We start from the raw sequence: 21,597 nt of genomic DNA on the forward strand, positions 1-21,597 counted from the left end.
TCGCCGGCGTAGGCGACCACGTCCAGGGTGGACATGACCAGGCCCGCACCGTTACCGATGATGCCGACCTCACCGTCCAGCTTGACGTAGTTGAGTCCCCGCTCGGCCGCACGGGCCTCGCGTTCGTCGGTGCCGTGCGGGTCCGCGAAGCCGCTGCGCTCCGGGTGCCGGAACAGGGCGTTGTCGTCCAGAGTGACCTTGCCGTCCAGGGCGATGACACGGCCGTCCCCGGTCAGCACGAGCGGGTTGACCTCGACGAGCGTGGCGTCCTCGCCGGAGGCGACGTCCCACAGGCGCGCGATCACCGCGGCGACGGCGCCGCGGGCGCGGTCGGGTATCCCGGCGGCCCGGCAGATGTCCAGGGCGTCCGAGGTCGTCACCCCCGTGGGGTCCACCGGGGTGCGCACCACCGCACCGGGGTCGGTCTCGGCGACCTCCTCGATCTCCATGCCGCCCCGGGCGGAGCAGATCGAGAGGAACCTGCGCTCGGCCCGGTCCAGCAGGAAGGAGAAGTAGTACTCCTCCGCGATGTCGGAGGCCTCTTCGACCAGGACGCGGCGGACCGTGTGGCCCTTGATGTCCATGCCGAGGATCCGCTCGGCCGCGGCCCGGGCGCCCTCGGGGCCCTCGACGACCTTGACGCCGCCGGCCTTACCGCGGCCACCGGTCTTGACCTGGGCCTTGACCACGACCTTCCGGCCCAGGCGGCCGGCCGCCGCGGCGGCCTGCTCCGGGGTGTCGGCGATCTCGCCGCGGACCAGCGCGACACCGTACTCGCCGAAGATCTGTTTGGCCTCGTACTCGTAGAGATCCAACACTCCTCCTCTGTACGCTTCTCGCCCCCTCTCACAGGGATACCTCATACTGTATGCAGTATTCAATAGGCATCCGCCCGAAGTCTCCTCTTCACAAGCCACACCTCATTTTGCATACTGCATACAAGGAGGTGCCGCCATGTTCCCCCGCCACCTGCCGGAGCCACCGGCCCGTCGCCCCCCGCCGCCACCGGCCCCCGTCGCCGCACCCGCCGCGGACGCCTCGGACGTCCGCGACTGGCTGGGCAGGCGGTACACGGTGGGCCCCTCCGCCCGGGAACTGACCGGCCTGTCCCGGCCCGCCCTGCTCCTGCGCATCCTGCTCGCCGCGGCGGCCGTGGGCGTGCTCCAGTTCGGCTACGGGGCCGCGGTGCCCGTGCTGATCGCGGCGCACGGCTGGTCCCCCGCCCAGGCCCTGGTCCCGTTCCTCGTCTGGGCGCTGGTCCAGGGCTCCTTCGCGCCCGTCCCGCGCCTGCTCGGGGCACGCGGCCCGGCCGGCCCGGGTGCGGCGATCCTCCTGGGCACGGCGCTGTGCGCCGCGGCCCTGTACACGGTCGGCCACGCCTCGGACCCCCTGGCCGCCGCCGCGGGCTACGGCCTGCTCGGCGGCGCGGGCGCGGGGCTGGTCTACCACTCCTGCGCGGACCTGGTGGAGGGCTGGTTCCCGGACCGCCACACCGTACGCCTGGGCGCCGTGGGCGGGGCCTTCGCCCTGGGCCCGGTCCCGCTACTGCCCGCGCTGGTCCTGGGTCTGTCCCCCGAGTCCCTGGCCGCGGCCTCCACCGCCCTGGCCCTGGGCGTGCTCGCCCTCGGCGCCGCGGGCGGGATCGGGCAGCGCGGCGCCCCGGCGCACTGGTGGCCCCCGGAGCGCGACCCGCGCGCGGCCGCGCTGCGGCGGAGCGCCGATCCCCCGGCCGCACGCGACTTCAGCGCGGGCCAGGCCTGGGCGAGCGGGCGCTCACTGCCCGCCCTGCACACGATCGTGGCGCTGTCCGGGGCCGTGGGGCTGTTCACCCTCGTGGCGCTGCCCGCGCTCGCACTGGGCCTGGGCCGCGACCCCACGGAGGTCGCAACGGTGATCACGGCGTTCGCCCTGGCCAGCGGGCTCGGCCGGCTGGCCGCGAGCGTCGTCGCCGAGCGCGCCGGACGGCGCCGGACCCTCGCGGTGCTCCTGGCCGCGACCGCGCTCGGCCAGGCCGGGCTGGCCGCGGCGATCCAGGACGGCCCGCTCCCGCTGCTGGTCTGCCTGGGGCTCGTGGTGGGCGTGGGAACCGGGTCCTGCTACCCGCTCACCAGGGCGATCACCGAGGGGCACTTCGGCGCCGGGCGCCACGGCGGCCCGGGACGCCCGGCCGACCTCCCCGGTCTCGTCCACGGCTCCAAGGCGGTCGGCGGCCTGCTCGGGGTGGGCGGGGCGATCGCGCTCCTGTCCCTGCTCCCGGCCGGCTCCCACGCCGCCGGCCTGGCGGTCTCCGCCCTGCTCCCGGCCTCGGCCGCGGTCCTGGCGGCCCGGCTGCGCAGGCCGCTGCCGATCCGGACGCTTCCCCACGGGGTCTGGACAGCGGGCCGCCGGAGTGCTCCAATGTGATGCACACGGTATACAGTATCCGAACTTCAGACTCCCCCGCACCCAACGGCGAAGCACACCAGTCCTCTCCCGCACGAAAGGGGTCGTCGCACCGATGGCCGACGGCAAGGTATCCACCGAAACCAACAGCGAAAACACCACGATCTCCGGTGGCCACCTGGTGGCCAAGGCGCTCAAGGCCGAGGGCGTCGACGTGATCTTCACGCTCTGCGGCGGCCACATCATCGACATCTACGACGGCTGCGCCGACGAGGGCATCGACGTGATCGACGTCCGGCACGAGCAGGTCGCCGCGCACGCCGCCGACGGCTACGCCCGGATCACCGGCAGGCCCGGCTGCGCAGTCGTGACGGCGGGCCCGGGCACCACGGACGCGGTCACCGGCATCGCCAACGCCTACCGGGCCGAGAGCCCCATGCTGGTCATCGGCGGGCAGGGAGCCCTCAGCCAGCACAAGATGGGGTCCCTCCAGGACCTGCCGCACGTGGACATGATCAACCCGATCTCCAAGTTCGCGGCCACCGTCCCGCACACCGAGCGGGTCGCCGACATGGTCTCCATGGCCTTCCGCGAGGCCAACAACGGCGCCCCCGGGCCGGCCTTCCTGGAGATCCCCCGCGACGTCCTGGACGCCAGGGTCCCGGTGGAGCGGGCCCGCATCCCGGCCGCCGGACACTACCGGGCGTCCACGCGCCAGGCCGGCGACCCCGCCGCCATCGAGCGCCTCGCCGAGCTGATCGTGCGCTCGGAACGGCCCAGCATCCTGCTCGGCAACCAGGTGTGGACCACCCGGGCCACCGACTCCGCCGTCGAGCTGGTCCGCGCGCTCAACATCCCCGCCTACATGAACGGCGCCGGGCGCGGCACCCTCCCGCCCGGGGACCCGCACCACTTCCAGCTCTCCCGGCGCTACGCCTTCACCAACTCCGACCTCATCATCATCGTCGGCACCCCGTTCGACTTCCGGATGGGCTACGGCAAGCGTCTGTCCCCCGACGCCACCGTCGTGCAGATCGACCTCAGCTACGCCACCGTCGGCAAGAACCGCGACATCGACCTCGGCATCGTGGGCGACGCCGACGTCGTCCTCTCCTCGGTGCTCCAGGCGGTCTCCGGGTACGGCGACACCGGGGCCCAGGCCCGCAAGGGCTGGCTGGAGGAGCTGCGCACCCAGGAGCAGGCCGCGCTCGACAAGCGCGCGCACCTGCTGACCTCGGACTCCACCCCGATCCACCCCTACCGCCTGGTCAACGAGATCAACAAGTTCCTCACCGAGGACTCCGTCTACGTCGGCGACGGCGGCGACATCGTCACCTTCTCCGGACAGGTGGTCCAGCCCAAGTCCCCCGGCCACTGGATGGACCCGGGCCCGCTCGGCACGCTCGGCGTCGGGATCCCGTTCGTGATGGCGGCCAAGTACGCGCGGCCGGACAAGGAGGTGGTGGCGCTGTTCGGCGACGGCGCCTTCAGCCTCACCGGCTGGGACTTCGAGACCCTGGTCCGCTTCGACCTGCCCTTCGTGGGGATCGTCGGCAACAACTCCTCGATGAACCAGATCCGCTACGGGCAGATCGCCAAGTACGGCGCCGACCGGGGCGAGCTCGGCAACACGCTGGGCGACGTGCGCTACTCCGAGTTCGCGAAGATGCTCGGCGGGTACGGCGAGGAGGTCACCGACCCGGCCGAGATCGGCCCGGCCCTGCTGCGCGCCCGCGAGTCCGGCAAGCCCTCCCTGATCAACGTCTGGATCGACCCCGAGGTGTACGCCCCGGGGACCATGAACCAGACGATGTACAAGTAGCCCGGAAGGAGAGTCATGGGCAAGGCACTCGACGGGGTCCGCGTCCTGGACATGACCCATGTCCAGTCGGGGCCGTCCGCGACCCAGATCCTCGCGTGGATGGGCGCCGACGTCGTCAAGCTGGAGGCGCCCTCGGGCGACATCACCCGGCGCCAGCTCCGGGACAAGCCCGGCGTGGACAGCCTGTACTTCACGATGCTCAACTCCAACAAGCGGAGCATCACCCTGAACACCAAGAGCGCCGAGGGCAAGCGGATCTTCCTGGAGCTGGTGCGCCGCAGCGACGTCCTGGTGGAGAACTTCGCGCCCGGCGCCCTGGACCGGATGGGGTTCACCTGGGAGGTGCTCGCCGAGACCAACCCGAGGCTCGTCTACGCCTCGATCAAGGGCTTCGGCCCGGGCGCGTACGCCGACTTCAAGGCCTACGAGGTGATCGCCCAGGCCATGGGCGGCTCCATGAGCACCACCGGGTTCGAGGACGGGCCGCCGCTGGCCACGGGGGCGCAGATCGGTGATTCGGGCACCGGAATGCATACAGTAGCCGGTATCCTCGCCGCCCTGTACCAGCGGGTGCACACGGGCCGGGGCCAGCGCGTCCAGGTCGCCATGCAGGACGCGGTGCTCAACCTGTGCCGGGTCAAGCTGCGCGACCAGCAGCGGCTCGCCCACGGGCCGCTCTCGGAGTACCCCAACGACGACTTCAGCGACGAGGTCCCGCGCTCGGGCAACGCGTCCGGCGGCGGACAGCCCGGCTGGGCCGTGCGCACCGCGCCCGGCGGCCCCAACGACTACGTGTACGTGATCATCCAGCCCGCGGGCTGGGAGCCCATCACCCGGCTGATCGGCCGGCCCGAGCTGGCCCAGGACCCCGAGTGGGCCACCCCCGAGGCCCGGCTCGACAAGCTCGACAAGGCCTTCGCCCTGATCGAGGAGTGGTCCCGGGAGCTGCCCAAGTGGGACGTGCTCGCCGCGCTCAACGCGCACAACATCCCCTGCGGGCCGATCATGTCCACCCGGGAGATCATCGAGGACCCCACCCTGCGCGAGAACGGCGTGATCACCGAGGTCGACCACCCCGAGCGCGGCACCTACCACACCGTGTCCTCGCCCATCCGCCTCTCCGACTCCCCGGTGGAGGTCGACCGGTCCCCCCTGCTCGGCGAGCACAACGCCGACATCTACCGCGACGAGCTGGGCCTGACCGACGAGGAACTGGCAGAGCTCTCATCGAACGGAGTGATCTGAGCGCATGGCCGTCTACACCCCCGAGCGTTCCGACCGGGATCCCGCCCCGGTCCGCGAGGTCCTCGACAGGGCCCGCGCCGAGGGCCGGTCCGCCCTCACCGCCCCCGAGAGCCGCGTCCTCGCGGAGGCCTACGGCATCCCCGTCCCCGGCGAGGCCCTGGCCCGCACCGCCGAGGAGGCCGCCGCCCTGGCCACCGGGCTCGGCCTGCCCGTGGCCGCCAAGATCGTCTCCCCCGACATCCTGCACAAGACCGACGCGGGCGGGGTGGAGATCGGGCTGAACAGCGCGGAGGAGGTCGCCGCGGCCTTCGAGCGCATCACCGCCAACGCCCGCGCCCACGACCCCGACGCGCGCATCGACGGCGTGCAGGTCCAGCAGATGGTCCAGGGCGGCCTGGAGGTCCTGGTCGGCGCCACCACCGACCCCACGTTCGGCAAGGTCGTGGTGTTCGGGCTGGGCGGCGTGCTGGTGGAGGTCCTCAAGGACGTCTCCTTCCGCCTGGCCCCCGTCAGCCGCGAGGAGGCGCTGGCCCAGGTCGCCGACATCAGGGCCGCCGAGGTCCTGGACGGGGTCCGGGGCGCCGAGGCGGTGGACCGGGGCGCCCTGGCCGACCTGCTGGTGCGCCTGTCCGAGCTGGTCACGGACTTCCCCGAGATCGCGGAGGCCGACCTCAACCCCGTGTTCGCCTCGGCCTCCGGGGCCATCGCCGCCGACCTGCGGTTCGTCCTGGACTTCGCGCCCGCCGAGGGGCCCCGCAAGTTCGGGCGGGAGGAGATCCTGGCGTCCATGGAGCGCATCTTCAAGCCGCGCTCCATCGCCGTCATCGGCGCCTCCAACGAGGCCGGCAAGATCGGCAACTCCGTCATCCGCAACATCGTGGACGGCGGCTACGAGGGCGCCATCCACCCGGTCAACCCGAAGTCGGCCGAGGTCAACGGCCTCCCCTCCTACAAGTCCATCGCCGACGTGCCCGGCGAGGTGGACGTGGCGGTCTTCGCCATCCCGGCCAGGTTCGTGGCCGGGGCCCTGGAGGAGGCCGGGCGCAAGGGGGTGGCGGGCGCCATCCTCATCCCGTCCGGCTTCGCCGAGACCGGCGAGCAGGAGCTCCAGGACGAGGTGCTCGCCGTGGCCCGGCGGCACGGGGTCCGCATCCTCGGGCCCAACATCTACGGGTACTACTACACGCCGCAGAAGCTGTCCGCGACCTTCTGCACGCCGTACGACGTGGCCGGGGGGACCGCCCTGACCTCGCAGTCCGGCGGGATCGGCATGGCGATCCTGGGGTACAGCCGCAGCACGCGCACGGGCGTGTCGGCGATCGTGGGCGTCGGCAACAAGGCCGACATCGACGAGGACGACCTGCTCACCTTCTTCGGCCAGGACGAGCACACCAACGCGGTCGCCATGCACCTGGAGGACCTCAAGGACGGCCGGGCGTTCGTCGCCGCCGCCCGCGAGGTGGTCCCGAAGAAGCCCGTGGTCGTGCTCAAGGCCGGCCGGACCTCCGCGGGGGCCCGCGCCGCCGGGTCGCACACCGGCGCGCTCGCCGGGGACGACAAGGTCTACGACGACATCCTCCGCCAGGCGGGCGTGGTCCGCGCCCCCGGGCTGACCGAGCTCCTGGAGTACGGCCGCGCCCTGCCGGTCATGCCCGCCCCCCGCGGCGAGAACATCGTGATCATCACCGGCGCGGGCGGCTCGGGCGTGCTGCTGTCGGACGCGGTGGTGGACAACGGGATGTCGCTGTACGAGATCCCGCCGGACCTGGACGAGGCCTTCCGCGCCTTCATCCCGCCGTTCGGGGCGGCCGGGAACCCGGTGGACATCACCGGCGGCGAGCCGCCCTCCACCTACGAGAAGACCATCCGCCTGGGGCTGGAGGACCCCCGCGTGCACTCGCTGGTCCTCGGCTACTGGCACACCATCGTCACGCCGCCGCTGGTCTTCGCCGACGTCGTGATCGACGTGGTGGACAAGGCCCGCGCGGCCGGGATCGACAAGCCGGTGGTGGCCTCCCTCTCGGGTGACACCGAGGTCGAGGCGGCGAGCCGGAAGCTGTTCGAGCACGGGATCGTCGCCTACCCCTACACGACCGAGATGCCGGTGAAGGTCCTGGGCGCGAAGTATCGCTGGGCCCGCGCCGCCGGACTACTCTGACCGGGTGCCCGGTCGGAGCCGACCGCTCCGGCCGGGCCGCCACGACACACGACAGCCACCGAACCGCAACACGCGCCATACCCGCCCGGCGGCCCTGGAGCCGCCGCCGCAAGGCCGCCGGGCCCGGTCACCGCCACGACAGCCACGTCCGGCCACGGTGATCCGTCCGCGTACCCGACACGGCAGGGAGGTGCAGCACCACCCGGGGGCGACATGCGAACCACCGACTCGCATTCGCGCACACACGGAGTATCGCCTTGGATTCCTCACCCCCCACCCCCCGTCCCTCGGAACCCCCGGCTTCGCCCGAGACCGGGGGAGCCCACATCCCGGCGCAGCGCCGGGCCCACCCCTCCGAGTCCGGTCCCCCCGCCGAACCGGTGACCGCCGACTCCGCCACGACCGGAACCCCCGCCGACCCGCCGGCCGACGGCGCCGCGCCCCCGCAGGAGGAGCGGTACTGGAAGGCGGGCCGGCTGGAGCCGATGCCCATCCGGAGCCTGCCCAAGGCTCCCCCCTCCATCCACATCCTCGGACCGACCGTGTTCCTCGTCGCCCTGGGCGTGGGCATGGGCGAGTCCTACATGTGGCCGCGCCTGGTGCTGATCTTCGGCCCGGAGATCCGCTGGCTGTTCCTGATCGGCCTCTCCCTCCAGGCCGTGGTCATGCTGGAGATGTCCCGGTACGCGATGGCCACCGGGGAGAGCATCTTCTACGGCGCCGCGCGCGTGTTCAAACCGCTGATGTGGTTCTTCTTCGTGACGGCGATGCTGGTCTACATCTGGCCCGGCCACCTGTCGGCCGGGGCGTCCGCCTTCGAACGGGTGACCGGCATCCCCTGGCAGGCCACCGCGGTGGCCGGCATGATCCTCGTCGGCGTGGTCTTCACCCTCGCCAAGGTCATCTACGACCTGCTGGAGAACGTGCTCTCCATCTGTATCGGCCTGCTGGTGGTCGGCACGTCGGTGGTCGCGGCGATGGTCGGCAACCTGTCGGACCTCACCTCCACTCTCACCGGGATGTTCTCGTTCGGGTACCTCCCGGACGAGGCGATGACGGCGGCCTGGTTCCCCATCATCGTCGGCGCGATCGCCTTCGCCGGGCCCTCCGGCATGCAGCAGATGTGGTACACCCTGCACCTGCGCGACAAGGGCGCGGGGATGGGCGTGCACATCCCCAAGATCCGGGGCCTGCGGCACGCCGGCGAGCAGGAGGCCATGCCCTCCCACGGCTACATGTTCGACACCTCCGACCCCGCGGAGATGGAGAAGTGGAAGGGGTGGCGCCGCTGGGTCACCTTCGACGCCCTGGTGCTGTTCTGGGGCATCACCATGCTGGTGACGGTCTCCTTCACCGTCCTGGCCCAGTCCGCGGCCCGGTTCGACCCGCAGGTGACGGAGCTGATCCGGGCCGGCGACCGGGACGCGTCGCTGGACGCGATGGCGGGCGCCTTCTCCGCCGCCGGCAGCCCGATCCTCGGAACGGTGTTCTTCCTGTTCATCGCGCTGATCGGCCTCAACGCGACGCTGGGCCTGTTCGACTCCTTCTCTCGCGGCCAGGCCGACATGACCTACAACTTCGTGCCGGGCGCCAAGCGGTTCGGGCTCTCGAAGCTGTACGGCATGTTCCTGTGGGGGCTGATCGCCTTCGGCATCGTCATCCTGCTGTTCGGACCGGCCGACGGGCCCGCGGCCATCCTGGACGTGCTGGCGTTCCTGTCGGCCTTCGCGATGGGCGCGTACTGCGTGGTGCTGCTGCTGGTCAACAACATCACGCTGCCCAAGCCCATCCGCCCCGGGATCGTCTCCAACGCGATCATCGCGTTCGCGGCCGTGTTCTACCTGGGAGCGCTCTTCTACTCGCTGTTCGCCTTCGGGGTGGTGGTCGACTGATGCCCGCCTCGTCCGCCCTCCGGCTGGGAGGGAGCGCGGCCGCCCACCTGGAGGTGGCGGTCCCGGGAGCGGCCATCGGCGCCGTCGCCGGCCTGTTCGCCACGGGCCTCGGGATGGTGGCGGGGCTGTCCCCGGCCCTGACCGGCACCGTCGGCCTGGCCCTGGGCCTGCCGCTGGCCGTCCTCGGTGCCGCCTACAGCGTGCTGCTGGCACGCGGGGTCTTCCCGATCGGCGCGGTGGCCCCGCTGGCCCTGTACTGGCTGCTCGGGTTCCCCGCCGCCCGGCTGTTCGACGCCCACATGGTGGCGTGGGTGACCGGGGGCACCGCGCTGCGCGAACCGCTGCTGTCGTTCCTCGCGCTGCAGGCGATGCTGAGCTTCGGCTTCACCATCGGCTTCCTGTGGCTGCACGAACGGACCATGCCCCACTGGCTGATGCGGGTGCGCGGCCACAACCCGGTGGCCGAGTCGCTGTTCCAGCGCTACCTGGAGCACGCCGCCCACCTCCACCGCCGGCGCGGTGCGGGCGGGTCGCGCCGGAGGTCCCGCGGGCGCGGGCGTCCGGACTGACCCGCACGCGCCCGCGCGGCGCTCACAGGACCGACGGCCCCGGGCCGGGCACCCGCCCGCCGGGGCCGTCGGCCGTCCGCCCGACGCAGGCGGGCGGCGGAGCAGCAGTATCGGAGAAAGCCGACGACGACTCCCGGCCACCGCCACAGAAAAGGCGATGAACTTTTCAGGAAATATCCGAACAGCCCCTCCCTGGCGAATACCACGAGCGCCCGGGGCATGCTTGAAAAAGCATCCGGAATCCGTATCATGTCGCCATGTTCACACAAAGGCTGCAGGCGGCGGCGCTCCTGCTCGGCCCGGTCATATTCTCCATTTCTCCGTTCTTCTGGAACAATGGCCACTACGGCGCCACCGGCGGCATGCTGATCGCCCTGTCCATGCCACCCTGGGTGTACGGCCTCATCGGAGAGTACGGCCGACTCCGCGAACACCTCCCCCGGATCTCCGGAATCTGGCTTTTCATGCTCCTCGTGGGAATGCTCGGAACCGTCTCCTTCGGCCTTCAGGGATTCTTCGAGGAATCACTGGGAACGGTCGGCGACATATCCCTGGCGAGCTTCTCGGACTATCCTCCCCAGAGCATCCCCCTGCTGTGGCTCCCCGGCCCGGTCTTCCCCCTCTCGCTTTTCATTTTCGGCCTGATGGCCGCCTGGACCCGGATCGCGCCCCGCTGGGTGGCCGTGTTCATCTGTATCGCGGCCGTCGCCTTTCCGGCGGGCAGGGTCCTGCGCCTGGAGTGGGTCGCCTACGCGGCCGATCTGCTCGTGGTGCTCCCGTTCGCCTACCTCGCCTGGCACGCCTGGCACCGGGCGGAGGACGGTCCCGGGAGCGCCCGGGCCTGATCCGGGCGAAGGGCCGCCCCTCGCCCGGCCACCGTCCCGGGCGCCGGGCGGCCCTCAGCCTCCCGGCGGGGCGAAACCGGCCCGGAGGGCGATGTCGAAGGCCGCCTCCACGTCGAGGGACCCCGGGGGGTCGTCGTCGTACTCCAGCGAGCGGTTCAGGTCGCCCAGGAGTCCGTCGAGGACCTCGCGGGTGCAGCGCCGCCGGGACGCCGCCTCGAACAGGGCCTCGACCGCCCGCCGGCTCCCCTCCCCCGCGTCCGCCTCCACGAGCAGCCCGTCGCCCAGCGGCCGCATCGCCTCCTCCAGGGCCCGCCACTCGGTGAAGTACCGGCCGGCGGTGCTCTCCAGGCCGTCGTCCCGGAGCTCGGGAGGGTAGGCGATGCGCTCCCAGGAGGCGCCGTCGAACCAGTGGACGTGGCCGAGCATGTCGTCCATGGAACGCAGCCGTTTCAGGGGCAGCCACTCCGGCGCGCCGGCGAGCAGGTCCAGCGGGGGCTCCAGCCAGCGGGCACCGCTCATCTCGTGGTCCTCGCCGTAGAGGACCGCGCGCCCCTCGGGGAGGACTTCGAGCTCCCACCAGTTGCCGCCACCGTCCTCGTAGCCGACGCGCTCCCGCCCGGACAGCCAATGGGCGCGGAACCATTCGTCGGTCGCACCGCCCAGGGCCGCGCGGATGAGGACGCAGAAGGCACCGTGCCGCCACAGCTCTTCCGGAAGCGGCAGGCTCGGGGGATGGACGAGCCCGGGGGCACCTGGTCGATCGGTCATGCACGGCATTGTGGCACCCCGGTGAACCCGTCCGCGCGGCGTGAGGGCACGCACTGATCAGCGGTCGGGCGATCGCAGGGGCTTCAGACGGCGAGCCGTACATCCCAGACGGGATCCGCAGGCGCGTCCGTTCGTGGACGCGGTACCGCCGGGTAGGTGCACACCCTGACCAAAAGCGGCCATGTCCAGCTAAATCACGACGCGCACCCCCTCCGGATTGGGACGATGACGCCTCCCCGATCCACGCTTTTCCACCTCAGGAGCGTCCACATGCCAGGCCCCCTCGCGCGCGCCGCCGCCATCGCCGCGGCCGCCCTCACCGCCGCCACCCTGATGTCGGCCCCGGCACAGGCCGCCTCCACCACCGGCGCGCTGATGATCACCCACGTGCGCCCCAACGCCGCCGGCTCGGACACCAACAGCAACACCAGCCTGAACGGCGAGTACTTCGTCATCAAGAACGTCACCACCCGCACCGTGAACGTGGGCGGCTACGTCCCCGACATCACCACCAACACCTACGGCCGCCCCCTGCCGTCCTACAACCTGCCGGCCGGGGCGGTGGCCTACGTGCGCACCGGCAGCGGCACCAACCGGTACGCGAGCGGCGCCCACCAGATCTACCGCGGCTACGGACGCCACGTGCTGCGCAACGACGGCCCCAACAACCCCGACCTGCGCCTGAAGCGGCCCGGCAGCGCCGACAACAACACCGGTTCCGGCTCGATCAGCACCTGCAACTGGGGACGGGCCGCCAACGGCACCACCTACCGCTGCTGACCCCCGCCGGGCGGCGCCGAGTGAGCGGCCGGCGATACCGACGACATGGACGGCGGCCCTCCCCGGAGTGACGGTGGTCGGCTCCCCCCGGCCCGCCCCATCGGCGGCAGGCAGGGACCACGGCCGCGACCGGCCCCGCGAACGCGCGAAGTCCCGTACTCCGGGAGTTCCGGAGTACGGGACTTCGTGGTGCGGCCGGCCGGGCCGCCGACGGGAACCTCCTCCGGGATCCTCTTCGGCCCCGATCACCCGTCTAGGCCGGGTTCTCGTCCAGCTTGCGCCGTTCCTTGTCGTTGGGGTGGCGAACGATCACTCCCCCCATGCCGCCGGACCCGGCGAGCCGGATCAGCGGCGTTCCCGGGAGGCGGTCCGGGGTCGTCCTGTCTCTGAGGCCGCCGATGCCGGGGTCCATGCCCGTGGTGTCGGCGGTCCACCCGTCGGGGATGACGACCGTGACCCCGGAGGTCTCCCCGTAGGCCTCCACCAGGATCTCCCGCAGCCGGCTCCGGACCCGGCTGAAGTCGATCTTCACACCGCCCACACCGCCGTGGGCGATCACGTGGGCGGGCGCCTCCCACCGGCCGGGGCCGCGTACGGCGCCGCTCATCCCGCCCTTGAGCACCAGCGGCGGCAGCTGCTGATCGGAGTCCTGCGGCGCGGGCAGGTCGGCGGTCAGGGCGGCCAGCTCGGCGTGGGTCTTGGACGTCAGCGCCCGTTCCAGGCGCTCGTCCAGCTCGTCGTGGTCGATGCGCCCCTCGGCCGCGGCGTTGCGCAGGCGTTCCACCACCGTGTCCCGGTCCTGGTGGGAGGCCCGCAGCTCCCCGGCCGGAGCGGCGGGGGCGGGGAGAGGGGTGCTGTGGTCGTTCGCACTCATGCTCGTGTTCAACGGACACCGCCCGGCTTGCGCAGGGGCCTGGCGTTCCGCACCGGGAGGGGCCTGGGCTGCTGGTCACGGTTCTTGCGGCGGGGGCGGGGCTGCGCCGGGACGGAGAGGGCCGCCACGGGCGGGCGGGCCTCGGCGTTCAGCAGCCCGGTCAGGTCCAGGCGGAGGGGGGTGGCAGGCATGGAGCGCCTCATTTCCACTCGGTTCGTAGTACTTCACGTGAAGTGGTTTGAACATAGTACTACGGTCAGAGTGGTGTCAAGTCGGTCCGCCGACCCCGGATTCGGTGCACGGGGGCCTCGTCACACCGACTCGGGACCCTTGACAGGCGCGGCCCGGGCGTGTCCTGAGGAGGATCGCGGGGAAGCGGCCACATCATCGAACCCATGGAACTGGGAGACGAGCCGGGCTCTGTGACCGTGCGCCTCGTGGGCGGTCCGTCCTGCTGGGACGGGGTGGTGGTGGAGGGTGTTTTCGACCATGAGGAGATCTACGAGGTGCCCGTGGAGGAACTGGGAGCACTGTTGAGCGTCCCCGGGCGGGCGTCCCCGCGGGCCGTGTACGAGCCCGATCCGGACGGCGACCGGACGGCGTGGCTCTTCCGGGGCTGGGAGGGCCAGGCCCCTCCCCCCGCCGAGGAGACCGGCGACTAGGCACTGTCCTTTGGACGGGTGAGGCCTCGGAGCCGGATCCGGATCGGGGCGACCTGCACGATCCCGTCGAAGATCACGGCCCGCCTGTCATAGCGGGTCGCGACCGCCCGGTCTGCTCGAGCAGATCGATGCACCGCTCCACCGTGTTGCGCGTCCGTCGGGCCCCCGGTCGAGGACCGGGGGCCCAACGCCCGCCGGCCCCTTGCGTTCGCGGTGCTCGCGCCGGCCAGGGGGCCGCCGGCCCCGGGCGCCGTCGACGGCCGCGCCCCCGGGGCCCACCGTGGCGAAGCCCTACCGGGCCGTCACTCCACCGACTTCCCTCGGCGCGTCCTGCGGTCCCCTCAGGGACTCCGGAAGGCCGGCCCGATGACCCCAGCGCCCACTGAGACCCTGCTCACATCCAATGCGCGGCGTCCTCTCCTGGTCCGCGTGAAGTGACAGCTGGTACGGTGGCAGTCGCTGTGATTCGGCGAGATGTGAGGGGAGGTGCTGTGATGTCCCGGACAGCGGACCCGGCGCCTCCGCCGCGCCATCACACGCCCGCCCCCCTCGAAGGCGCGCGCTCCCACGCCCTGGGCGTCCACGCCCGCGTCGGCCGTTCGCGTTTCGCCGAACGACACAAGCCGCCCGTGCGCAATCCCCGCCCCTTGGGCACCAACGGCTACTCCACCTCGTGGGGTACCAACGCCCACGGCGAACTCAGCTCCTGCCCGCCCGGACGCAGCTGACCCTTCCGCCTCGGTCGAGGCGTCTTCTCTTCTCCGTATGACGGTCGCCCCGTGTCCGCGCGCCGTCAGAGACCGGTCTGCCCAAGGCACCGGTACCTGACGTCATCGCCCGCGGTCCTCTTCGGCCTCCGTCCTGCGCGAGGCACCTTTCGCGTGCCCTCTTCCACCTTCGTTCGCTGAACGCCGACCGTGTCGCACCCCTGTGCGCCACGGCCGTCTCCGGCGTGTGCCCGCATGCCCGGAGACCGGCGCGCAACCGTGAAAGGACAGCGGCGTGCTGCTGCTCCTCCTTGCCGTACTCACCGTCACCACCCTGCTCGTCCCGCTGCTGGGACGCCCGCTGGGCCGCGCCGCAGGGTGGCCCATCGCCCTGGTCCTGGCCCTGGCGGCCCTGTGGGTCGGCGTCCAGGGGCCCTCCCTGTGGAACCACGACCGGATCCTGGAAGCGTCCCTGCCCTGGATGCCCGCCCTCGGCGTGGGGTTGCACCTGCGCATGGACGGCCTGGCCTGGCTGTTCTGCGTGCTCGTGCTCGGCGTGGGCGCCCTGGTCATGGCCTACTCCACCCGCTACTTCCCGCCCGGGCGCAGGACCGGCTTCTACGTCCTGATGAGCGCTTTCGCCCTGTCGATGACCGGTCTGGTCCTGGCCGACGACGTGGTCCTGCTCTTCGTCTTCTGGGAGCTGACCACGATCTGCTCCTTCTACCTGATCGGCCTGTCCGGACCGGGGGCCTCACGGCCGGCGGTGCGCACGTTCCTGCTCACGGCCATGGGCGGTCTGGCACTGCTGACCGCGGTGGTGCTGCTGTGGGTGCGCACCGGCACCACCCGTCTCAGCACGACCCTGGGCGACCTTTCCTGGACCCAGGACACCGCCTTCACCGGCACCGTGGCACTGCTCGTCGTCGTCGCGGTGTTCACCAAGTCCGCCCAGTTCCCCTTCCACTACTGGCTGCCCGACGCCATGGCCGCGAGCACCCCGGTGAGCGCCTACCTGCACGCGGCGGCGATGGTCAAGGCGGGCGTCTACCTGGCGATGCGCTTCTCCCCTGCCTTCACCGACACACCGCTGTGGGGCACCACCCTGATCGTCGCCGGTCTGACCACCGCCGTGATCGGTGCCCTGCTGGCCCTGCAACAGCACGACCTGAAGGAACTCACCGCCTACTCCACGGTCAGCCAACTCGGCTTCCTCATCGCCGTCATCGGTGTGGGAACCCCGCAGGCGCTCGTCGCCGCCGTCGTGCACACCCTGGCCCACGCCCTGTTCAAGTCGGCGCTGTTCATGTCGGTGGGCGTGATCGACCACCAGACCGGAACCCGGGACCTGCGCGAACTCGGCGGTCTGCGCCGGACGATGCCCGTCACCGCGGCGGTGAGCGCGCTCGCCGCCCTGTCCATGGCCGGGGTCCCCCCTCTCCTGGGATTCGTCAGCAAGGAGAACGTCTTCGAGGCGCTGTTGCAGGCGCCGGGGCCCGCGTGGACCGGTCCGGTCGCCGGGGCCGTCGCGGTCGTGGCGGCGTCGTCGACCTTCGCCTACGCCTTCCGGTTCGTGCACCTGGCCTTCGGCGGGAGCAGCAGAAGCCATCCCGACCGGGAACCGCCCCGGGAGGCGGGCGCGCTCCTGTTGTCCGCCCCCGCGATCACCGCGACAGCGGGCCTGGTCCTGGGGCTGGGAGTCACGGCGCTCGACCCGGCCGTCTCCTGGGCGGCCGGCGACGCGGCCCTCGCTCCCGCGGACTCCCACCTGGCGCTGTGGCACGGACTCAACCCCGCCCTGGGGATGTCGGCCGCGGCCCTGGTCCTCGGCGCTCTCCTGGCCCGGGCCTCGCGCTCCGGGGAGGAACTCGCCGGGCGCCGCCTCCTTCCCGTCCAGGGCACGGGTGTCTTCGAACGCGCCCACGCGGCGGTCATCGCCCTGGGCATGCGCGTGGGCGACCTGACCCGCACCGACGCACCCACTCGCCACCTGGCCATGCCGTTCGTCATGCTCATCGTGCTCGCTGCCGTGGTCTTCGCTCTGGGACCGGACTACGGGCTCGCGCCCGCTCCCACCTCACGTGCGTTGGACTGGCTCCTGGTGGTGCTGGTGGCGGTCGCGGTGCTCACCTCGGTGGTGACCCGGTCACGGATGGCCGCTCTGGCGCTGGTCGGGGTCGCCGGGTTCGCCACCGCGCTGTGGTTCGTCTTCCTCGGCGCCGTCGACGTGGCGCTGACCCAGTTGCTGGTGGAGACCCTGACGGTGGTCGTGGCCGTGCTGGTGCTGCGCCGGCTCCCCCGCGAGTTCCACCGGGTCCGCCGTTCACGCGCAGCCCTCACCGCGGTGATCGCCGTGGCCGCGGGAACCGCGGCCGGACTGGCCGCCTACCTGCTCACCGGCCGCAGGGAGCCCTCCGGGGTCGGCGACTACCTGCTCTCCCACGCCCCCGAGGACACCGGCGGCACCAACGTGGTCAACACGATCCTGGTCGACTACCGGGCCCTGGACACACTGGGCGAACTCACGGTCCTGGGGGTGGCCGGCCTGATCATCATCGCCGTCCTGCGATCGTCCGGTCTCATCGCGAACGGCGAGGCCTCCCCTCGCGTGGCCAGGACCAATCCGGTCTGGGACGCCGACGACAACACCGTCATCATGCGCACCGTGGCGCGCTGGCTGATCCCACTGCTGGTGCTGTGGTCGCTCTATCTCCTGCTGCGGGGCCACAACGCCCCGGGCGGGGGCTTCATCGCCGGGCTGGTCGGCGGTTCGGCCTTCGCCCTGGCCTACCTGGCGGCGCCCAGCGCCTCGGTGGCCCGCATCCGCCTGGCCTACCCGGCCTTCATCGCCGCGGGCGTCCTCACCGCCGCGGCCAGCGGGCTGCTCGGCTACGCCGACGGGTCCTTCCTGCGGCCCCTGCACGCCGAGATCCCCCTGCCCTGGGGCGGTCACTACCACTTCACCAGCGCGCTCGTCTTCGACGTGGGTGTCTACCTGGCCGTGGTCGGCGTGCTGCTGACCGCGCTCAACCAGCTCGGGCTGCTCCGGGCCGGCCGCAAGAACCCCCCGGAGCCCGACGCGCACCACGCACCCGACCCCGTCCGGCACGGGCCGGCCACCGGAGGTACCCGATGACCCTGGCCATCACGATCGGCGTCCTGACCGCCGGAGCCGTCTACCTGATCCTGCAACGCGGCATGGTCCGCGTCGTCCTGGGCTTCGTCCTGCTCAGCCACGGGGTCAACCTCCTGCTGCTGTCGGCGGGCGGCGCCTCCCGCCGAGGCGAACCCCTGCTGGGGCGCGACACCGGCTCCGCCATGGCCGACCCCCTGCCCCAGGCGTTCGTGCTCACGGCGATCGTCATCGCCTTCTCCATCACCATCTACATGCTCGCCCTTGCCGCGACCGGTGGGAGCGACGACACCGAGGACGCCTCATGATCCCCGTTCTCCTGCCCGTGCTGGTCGCTGCTCCCCTCCTGGGCGCCGCGCTGCTCATCCTGCCCCTCGCACGTGTGGTGGCCCGCACCCTGTTCCTGGGGACCAGCGCCCTCGCCCTCGCCGCCGGAGCCGTCCTGCTCTGGTGCACCCGAGAGGGAGAGGTGCACGCCCACCAGGTGGGCCTGTGGCCCGCAGGGGTGGCCATCCCCTTCGCCGCCGACACCTTCAGCGCGCTGATGGTCACCACCACCGCCCTGCTGGTGCTGGTGTGCTCGGCCTTCGCCGTCGCCACCGGCGAAGCCGACCGCCGCTTCTTCCCCACCCTGGTCCTAGTGCTGTCCGCAGGGGTGTACGGGGCGCTGCTCACGGGAGACCTGTTCAACCTCTTCGTGTTCGTCGAGGTGATGCTGCTGCCCTCCTACGGGCTGATGGCCATCGCCGGGACCCTGCGAGGCCTGCGTGGCGGACGGACGTACGTCGCGGTCAACCTGTTGACCTCGACCGTGTTCCTGGCCGGGGTCGCCCTGGTCTACGGCGCCGCCGGAACCGTGCAGCTCGGCGAACTCGCGGGAGCCGCCCAGGAGTCGCCCGCGGTCGCGGTCGCCATGGGCGTGGTGCTTCTCGCGATGTCGGTCAAGGCCGCCGTCGTACCCGTGCACGGCTGGCTGGCACGCACCTACACCGCGCCCTCCCCGGCGGTGACCGCCCTGTTCTCCGGCCTGCACACCAAGGTCGCCATCTACGCGATCTACCGCCTCTACGCGGTGGTCTTCGGCGGCGAGTCCTCCCTGCTGTGGGTGGGCCTGGTGCTGTTCGGCGCGACCATGCTGATCGGGGTCCTGGGGGCGGTGGGGGAGGACACCACCCGCTCGATCCTGGTCTTCCACATGGTCAGCCAGATCGGCTACATCCTCCTCGGCGTGGCCCTGTTCACCGAACTGGGACTGATGGCGGGCATCTTCTACCTCATCCACCACATGGTGGTGAAGGCGTCCCTGTTCCTGTCCACCGGAGCGATCGAGCACGTCCACGGCACCGGCGGACTCGACCGGCTGGGAGGGCTGGCCCGCCGGGAACCGCTGCTGTCCCTGGCCTTCCTGGGCGCGGCCCTGTCCCTGGCCGGACTGCCGCCCTTCTCCGGCTTCGTCGCCAAGCTCACCCTGGTCGCCGCCGCCTTCGACGACGGGCAGTGGGCGGTCGCCGCCGTCGCCATCGCCGTCAGCCTCATCACCCTGATGTCGATGCTCAAGATCTGGGGCTCGGTGTTCTGGGGTCCCGACCCGGGCTCCGGCCCCGAATCCACGGGCGGAGGAGCGGCCGACAGGGGCGCGACGATCACCACGGCCCCGGCCGCCACGAGGATGCGCGCGGGCCTGGTGCTGCCCGCGGTGGTGTTGACCGGTGTCACTTTGGGCGTCGGCCTGGGAGCCCAGGTCCTGCTCGACCTGAGCGCCCAGGCCGCGGGCCACCTGCTGGACACCTCCACCTACGTCGAGGCGGTGACGAACCGATGACCCCTTTCCTGTACAGGATTCTGCGGACGGCGTGGTTCCCGTTCTTCTACGGCTCCCGGGTGGTGACGTCCACGCTCCGGGTCGCCTGGGACATCCTCACCCCCGGCAGCGCGTCCGTGCCCGCCCTGATCGAAGTCCCGTTGCGCTGTCGCACCGACCTGGAGATCACGGCCCTCGCCAACATGGTCTCCCTGACCCCCGGAACGGTGACCGTGGCCACCCGCACCGACCCGCCCGCCCTGTGGGTGCACGGCATGTACACCGCTGACGAGCAAGCCTTCCTCGACGACATCCGACAGATGGAGGACTACCTGTTGAGCCTGACACGCCCCGGACGGACGAAGGCCGCGCCCCGGGGGGAGGAGACCCGATGAACCCCGTCGACATCGCGCTGCTGCTCCTCGGGACGTCCATGGCCGTGGCCGTCCACCGGATCCTCTCGGGCCCCGACCGGGCGGACAGGGCGGCCGGGGCCGACGTGGTCTTCTTCGGTTTCGTCGGCCTCGTGGTCGCCCTCGGCCTTCGCGTCGACTCCGACCTGGTGGTCGACATCGTGCTCGTGTGCGCCCTCGTGGGATTCCTCTCCGCCCTGTCCCTGGCCCGACTGATCTCCGGAGGCAAACGATGACCCCGTTCGAGATGCTCGCCGTGGCCTGTGTGATCGCCGGCGCGTCCGTCTTCGCGGTGGGAGCCCTCGGCCTCGTGCGGCTGCGCGACTTCTACGCCCGCCTGCACGGGGTCTCGGTCTCGGCCGGACTGGGGACGGCCCTGCTCCTGCTCGGTCTGCTGCTGTGGTTCCCCTCGATGGAGAACGCGCTCAAGATCGGCCTGGCCCTGCTCGTACAGCTGGCCACCGCGGCTGTCGGCGGCAACGCCCTGGCCCGGGCGGGGTACCTGGCGGGAACACCCCTTTCCCCCGCCACCCGGCACGACGCCCTCGCCGAGGCGGACACGGACCGTTCGGAGGAGGGCTGAGCCTGTTCCGTTCCGGTGGCCTGTCACCGCGGCCACCGGAACGAGGAGGTGGCGACTATGGATGACATGTTCGTCGGTGGATCGCGGACCGCGTTCCAGCTCCTGGCCCTGCTGGCCACCGTGCTCAGCGCCCTCCTGCTCGCCCGGGTGCTGCGCACGCGCGCACGGTCCACGAGGATGCGCCGCTCCCGGACGCCTCCGCTGCGGGACCTGCCCCGCTCGGGCACCCCCGTGCTGGTCGACGGGAACGCGGTGCCGGGCCCCGCGGGGCCGCTGGTCGCCCCCTACTCCGGCACCAGGTGCGTGTGGTACCGGATCGAGGTGTGGGACCATCGCCCCGCCGAGGACTCCCCCTACGAGCGCCTTCGCATGACCCTGGTCCACGCGGAGCAGAGCGAGGCGCCCTTCCGGCTCCAGGACAGGACGGGGAGCGCGTGGTGCCACCCCCGTGGAGCCGTCATGGACAAGGTCGCCCTCACCCATGACTCCTTCGTGGTCGATCCCCTGGCGGAGGGTGCTCTCGGCAGGGCGGAGACCAGGCGGGAGCTGCGGCCCGAGCACTCCCATTCGAGCGCCGGCCGTTCCTACCGGGAGTGGGCCGTCAAGCCCGGGACCCGTCTGCTGGTCAACGGAACCGCCTACGAGTGGAACGAGGACACCCTCATCGCCAGCTCCTCTGACGGCTACCTGCTGCTCTCGACACGCACCGCCCCGCAGTTGTACGACGCCCACCTGACGAGGCAGGTCCTCGCCGGCGCCGCCTTCCTCGGCTCGCTCACGGTCACCCTGTGGCTCCTGTGACCGCTCACACCGGATTCCCGGAGGCGGCAGCTCAGGTCCGCGCGGTGGTATCCAGCGTTGTCGAACCGCCGGAACCGACACGTGACTCGACCCGTGAACGGCCCTGCGCGACCTCGTCGTCCGCGCCCCCTCAACCCCTGCCCTGGACGGCCTCGTCCTCGT

The 21,597-nt window shown here is 71.8% G+C and carries 21 protein-coding genes; 17 read left to right on the forward strand and 4 right to left on the reverse strand.

Features of this window, described 5'->3' with window-relative positions; translation table 11 throughout:
- Nucleotides 1-815 (reverse strand): ATP-grasp domain-containing protein (locus ABZ249_RS31220; protein ID WP_355269907.1); only part of this gene is annotated, 815 nt, incomplete at its 3' end.
- A 139-nt stretch (nt 816-954) separates the two neighbouring features.
- On the opposite strand from ABZ249_RS31220, the gene ABZ249_RS31225 reads away from it, so the two are divergent.
- From ABZ249_RS31225 to ABZ249_RS31255, 7 genes are all read left to right on the forward strand, one after another.
- The gene (locus ABZ249_RS31225; protein ID WP_355269909.1) at nt 955-2,403 is read left to right on the forward strand and encodes an MFS transporter; all 1,449 of its coding nucleotides are present in this window, start codon (nt 955-957) and stop codon (nt 2,401-2,403) included.
- 94 nt (nt 2,404-2,497) lie between these two features.
- A complete protein-coding gene (locus ABZ249_RS31230) occupies nt 2,498-4,204 on the forward strand; it encodes a thiamine pyrophosphate-binding protein (RefSeq protein ID WP_220560511.1) in 1,707 nt (568 codons plus the stop codon).
- 15 nt (nt 4,205-4,219) lie between these two features.
- Nucleotides 4,220-5,449, forward strand: coding sequence for a formyl-CoA transferase (frc, locus tag ABZ249_RS31235; protein WP_355269912.1), 1,230 nt, complete (start codon nt 4,220-4,222; stop codon nt 5,447-5,449).
- A gap of 4 nt (nt 5,450-5,453) precedes the next feature.
- On the forward strand, nt 5,454-7,607 hold the full coding sequence (locus tag ABZ249_RS31240) for an acetate--CoA ligase family protein (RefSeq protein ID WP_355269914.1): 2,154 nt from the start codon (nt 5,454-5,456) through the stop codon (nt 7,605-7,607).
- 257 nt (nt 7,608-7,864) lie between these two features.
- A complete protein-coding gene (locus tag ABZ249_RS31245; RefSeq protein ID WP_355269916.1) occupies nt 7,865-9,499 on the forward strand; it encodes an Nramp family divalent metal transporter in 1,635 nt (544 codons plus the stop codon).
- Nucleotides 9,499-10,068, forward strand: coding sequence for a hypothetical protein (locus ABZ249_RS31250; RefSeq protein WP_355269918.1), 570 nt, complete (start codon nt 9,499-9,501; stop codon nt 10,066-10,068). The genes ABZ249_RS31245 and ABZ249_RS31250 overlap by 1 nt, the downstream gene beginning before the upstream one ends.
- 257 nt (nt 10,069-10,325) lie before the next feature.
- Nucleotides 10,326-10,913, forward strand: coding sequence for a hypothetical protein (locus ABZ249_RS31255; protein WP_355269920.1), 588 nt, complete (start codon nt 10,326-10,328; stop codon nt 10,911-10,913).
- A gap of 54 nt (nt 10,914-10,967) precedes the next feature.
- Here ABZ249_RS31255 and ABZ249_RS31260 read toward each other — a convergent pair whose 3' ends face one another.
- Nucleotides 10,968-11,681, reverse strand: coding sequence for a hypothetical protein (locus ABZ249_RS31260; protein WP_355269922.1), 714 nt, complete (start codon nt 11,679-11,681; stop codon nt 10,968-10,970).
- Between the two features lie 270 nt (nt 11,682-11,951).
- On the opposite strand from ABZ249_RS31260, the gene ABZ249_RS31265 reads away from it, so the two are divergent.
- Nucleotides 11,952-12,461, forward strand: coding sequence for a hypothetical protein (locus ABZ249_RS31265; protein ID WP_355269924.1), 510 nt, complete (start codon nt 11,952-11,954; stop codon nt 12,459-12,461).
- A 253-nt stretch (nt 12,462-12,714) separates the two neighbouring features.
- Here the strand turns inward: ABZ249_RS31265 and ABZ249_RS31270 are convergent, their stop codons facing one another.
- Both ABZ249_RS31270 and ABZ249_RS31275 read right to left on the reverse strand, forming a co-directional pair.
- Complete coding sequence (locus ABZ249_RS31270) at nt 12,715-13,335, reverse strand: DUF1707 domain-containing protein (protein ID WP_355269926.1); 621 nt, start codon at nt 13,333-13,335, stop codon at nt 12,715-12,717.
- Nucleotides 13,336-13,343: 8 nt separating this feature from the next.
- Nucleotides 13,344-13,526, reverse strand: a complete 183-nt coding sequence (locus ABZ249_RS31275; RefSeq protein ID WP_355269928.1) for a hypothetical protein — start codon at nt 13,524-13,526, stop codon at nt 13,344-13,346.
- 204 nt (nt 13,527-13,730) lie between these two features.
- On the opposite strand from ABZ249_RS31275, the gene ABZ249_RS31280 reads away from it, so the two are divergent.
- The 9 genes from ABZ249_RS31280 to ABZ249_RS31320 all read left to right on the forward strand — a co-directional run bounded on the left by ABZ249_RS31280 (nt 13,731) and on the right by ABZ249_RS31320 (nt 21,435).
- Entirely contained in the window at nt 13,731-13,997 is a 267-nt protein-coding gene (locus ABZ249_RS31280) for a hypothetical protein (RefSeq protein WP_355269930.1), read from the forward strand.
- A 494-nt stretch (nt 13,998-14,491) separates the two neighbouring features.
- Complete coding sequence (locus tag ABZ249_RS31285; RefSeq protein ID WP_355269932.1) at nt 14,492-14,725, forward strand: hypothetical protein; 234 nt, start codon at nt 14,492-14,494, stop codon at nt 14,723-14,725.
- Nucleotides 14,726-14,999: 274 nt separating this feature from the next.
- Nucleotides 15,000-17,840, forward strand: a complete 2,841-nt coding sequence (locus tag ABZ249_RS31290; protein WP_355269934.1) for a DUF4040 family protein — start codon at nt 15,000-15,002, stop codon at nt 17,838-17,840.
- On the forward strand, nt 17,837-18,145 hold the full coding sequence (locus ABZ249_RS31295; RefSeq protein ID WP_355269936.1) for a cation:proton antiporter subunit C: 309 nt from the start codon (nt 17,837-17,839) through the stop codon (nt 18,143-18,145). Before ABZ249_RS31290 ends, ABZ249_RS31295 begins: the two co-directional genes overlap by 4 nt.
- A complete protein-coding gene (locus ABZ249_RS31300; RefSeq protein ID WP_355269938.1) occupies nt 18,142-19,659 on the forward strand; it encodes a monovalent cation/H+ antiporter subunit D family protein in 1,518 nt (505 codons plus the stop codon). The genes ABZ249_RS31295 and ABZ249_RS31300 overlap by 4 nt, the downstream gene beginning before the upstream one ends.
- Complete coding sequence (locus ABZ249_RS31305; RefSeq protein WP_355269940.1) at nt 19,656-20,033, forward strand: Na+/H+ antiporter subunit E; 378 nt, start codon at nt 19,656-19,658, stop codon at nt 20,031-20,033. The genes ABZ249_RS31300 and ABZ249_RS31305 overlap by 4 nt, the downstream gene beginning before the upstream one ends.
- Complete coding sequence (locus tag ABZ249_RS31310) at nt 20,030-20,287, forward strand: monovalent cation/H+ antiporter complex subunit F (protein ID WP_355269942.1); 258 nt, start codon at nt 20,030-20,032, stop codon at nt 20,285-20,287. Before ABZ249_RS31305 ends, ABZ249_RS31310 begins: the two co-directional genes overlap by 4 nt.
- On the forward strand, nt 20,284-20,634 hold the full coding sequence (mnhG, locus tag ABZ249_RS31315; protein WP_355269944.1) for a monovalent cation/H(+) antiporter subunit G: 351 nt from the start codon (nt 20,284-20,286) through the stop codon (nt 20,632-20,634). The genes ABZ249_RS31310 and mnhG overlap by 4 nt, the downstream gene beginning before the upstream one ends.
- 66 nt (nt 20,635-20,700) lie before the next feature.
- Entirely contained in the window at nt 20,701-21,435 is a 735-nt protein-coding gene (locus ABZ249_RS31320) for a GIDE domain-containing protein (RefSeq protein WP_355269946.1), read from the forward strand.
- Nucleotides 21,436-21,597: the final 162 nt, after the last annotated feature.

Origin of the sequence: Nocardiopsis sp. NPDC006139 (assembly GCF_040614155.1) — a bacterium.
GTDB lineage: Bacteria > Actinomycetota > Actinomycetes > Streptosporangiales > Streptosporangiaceae > Nocardiopsis > Nocardiopsis changdeensis.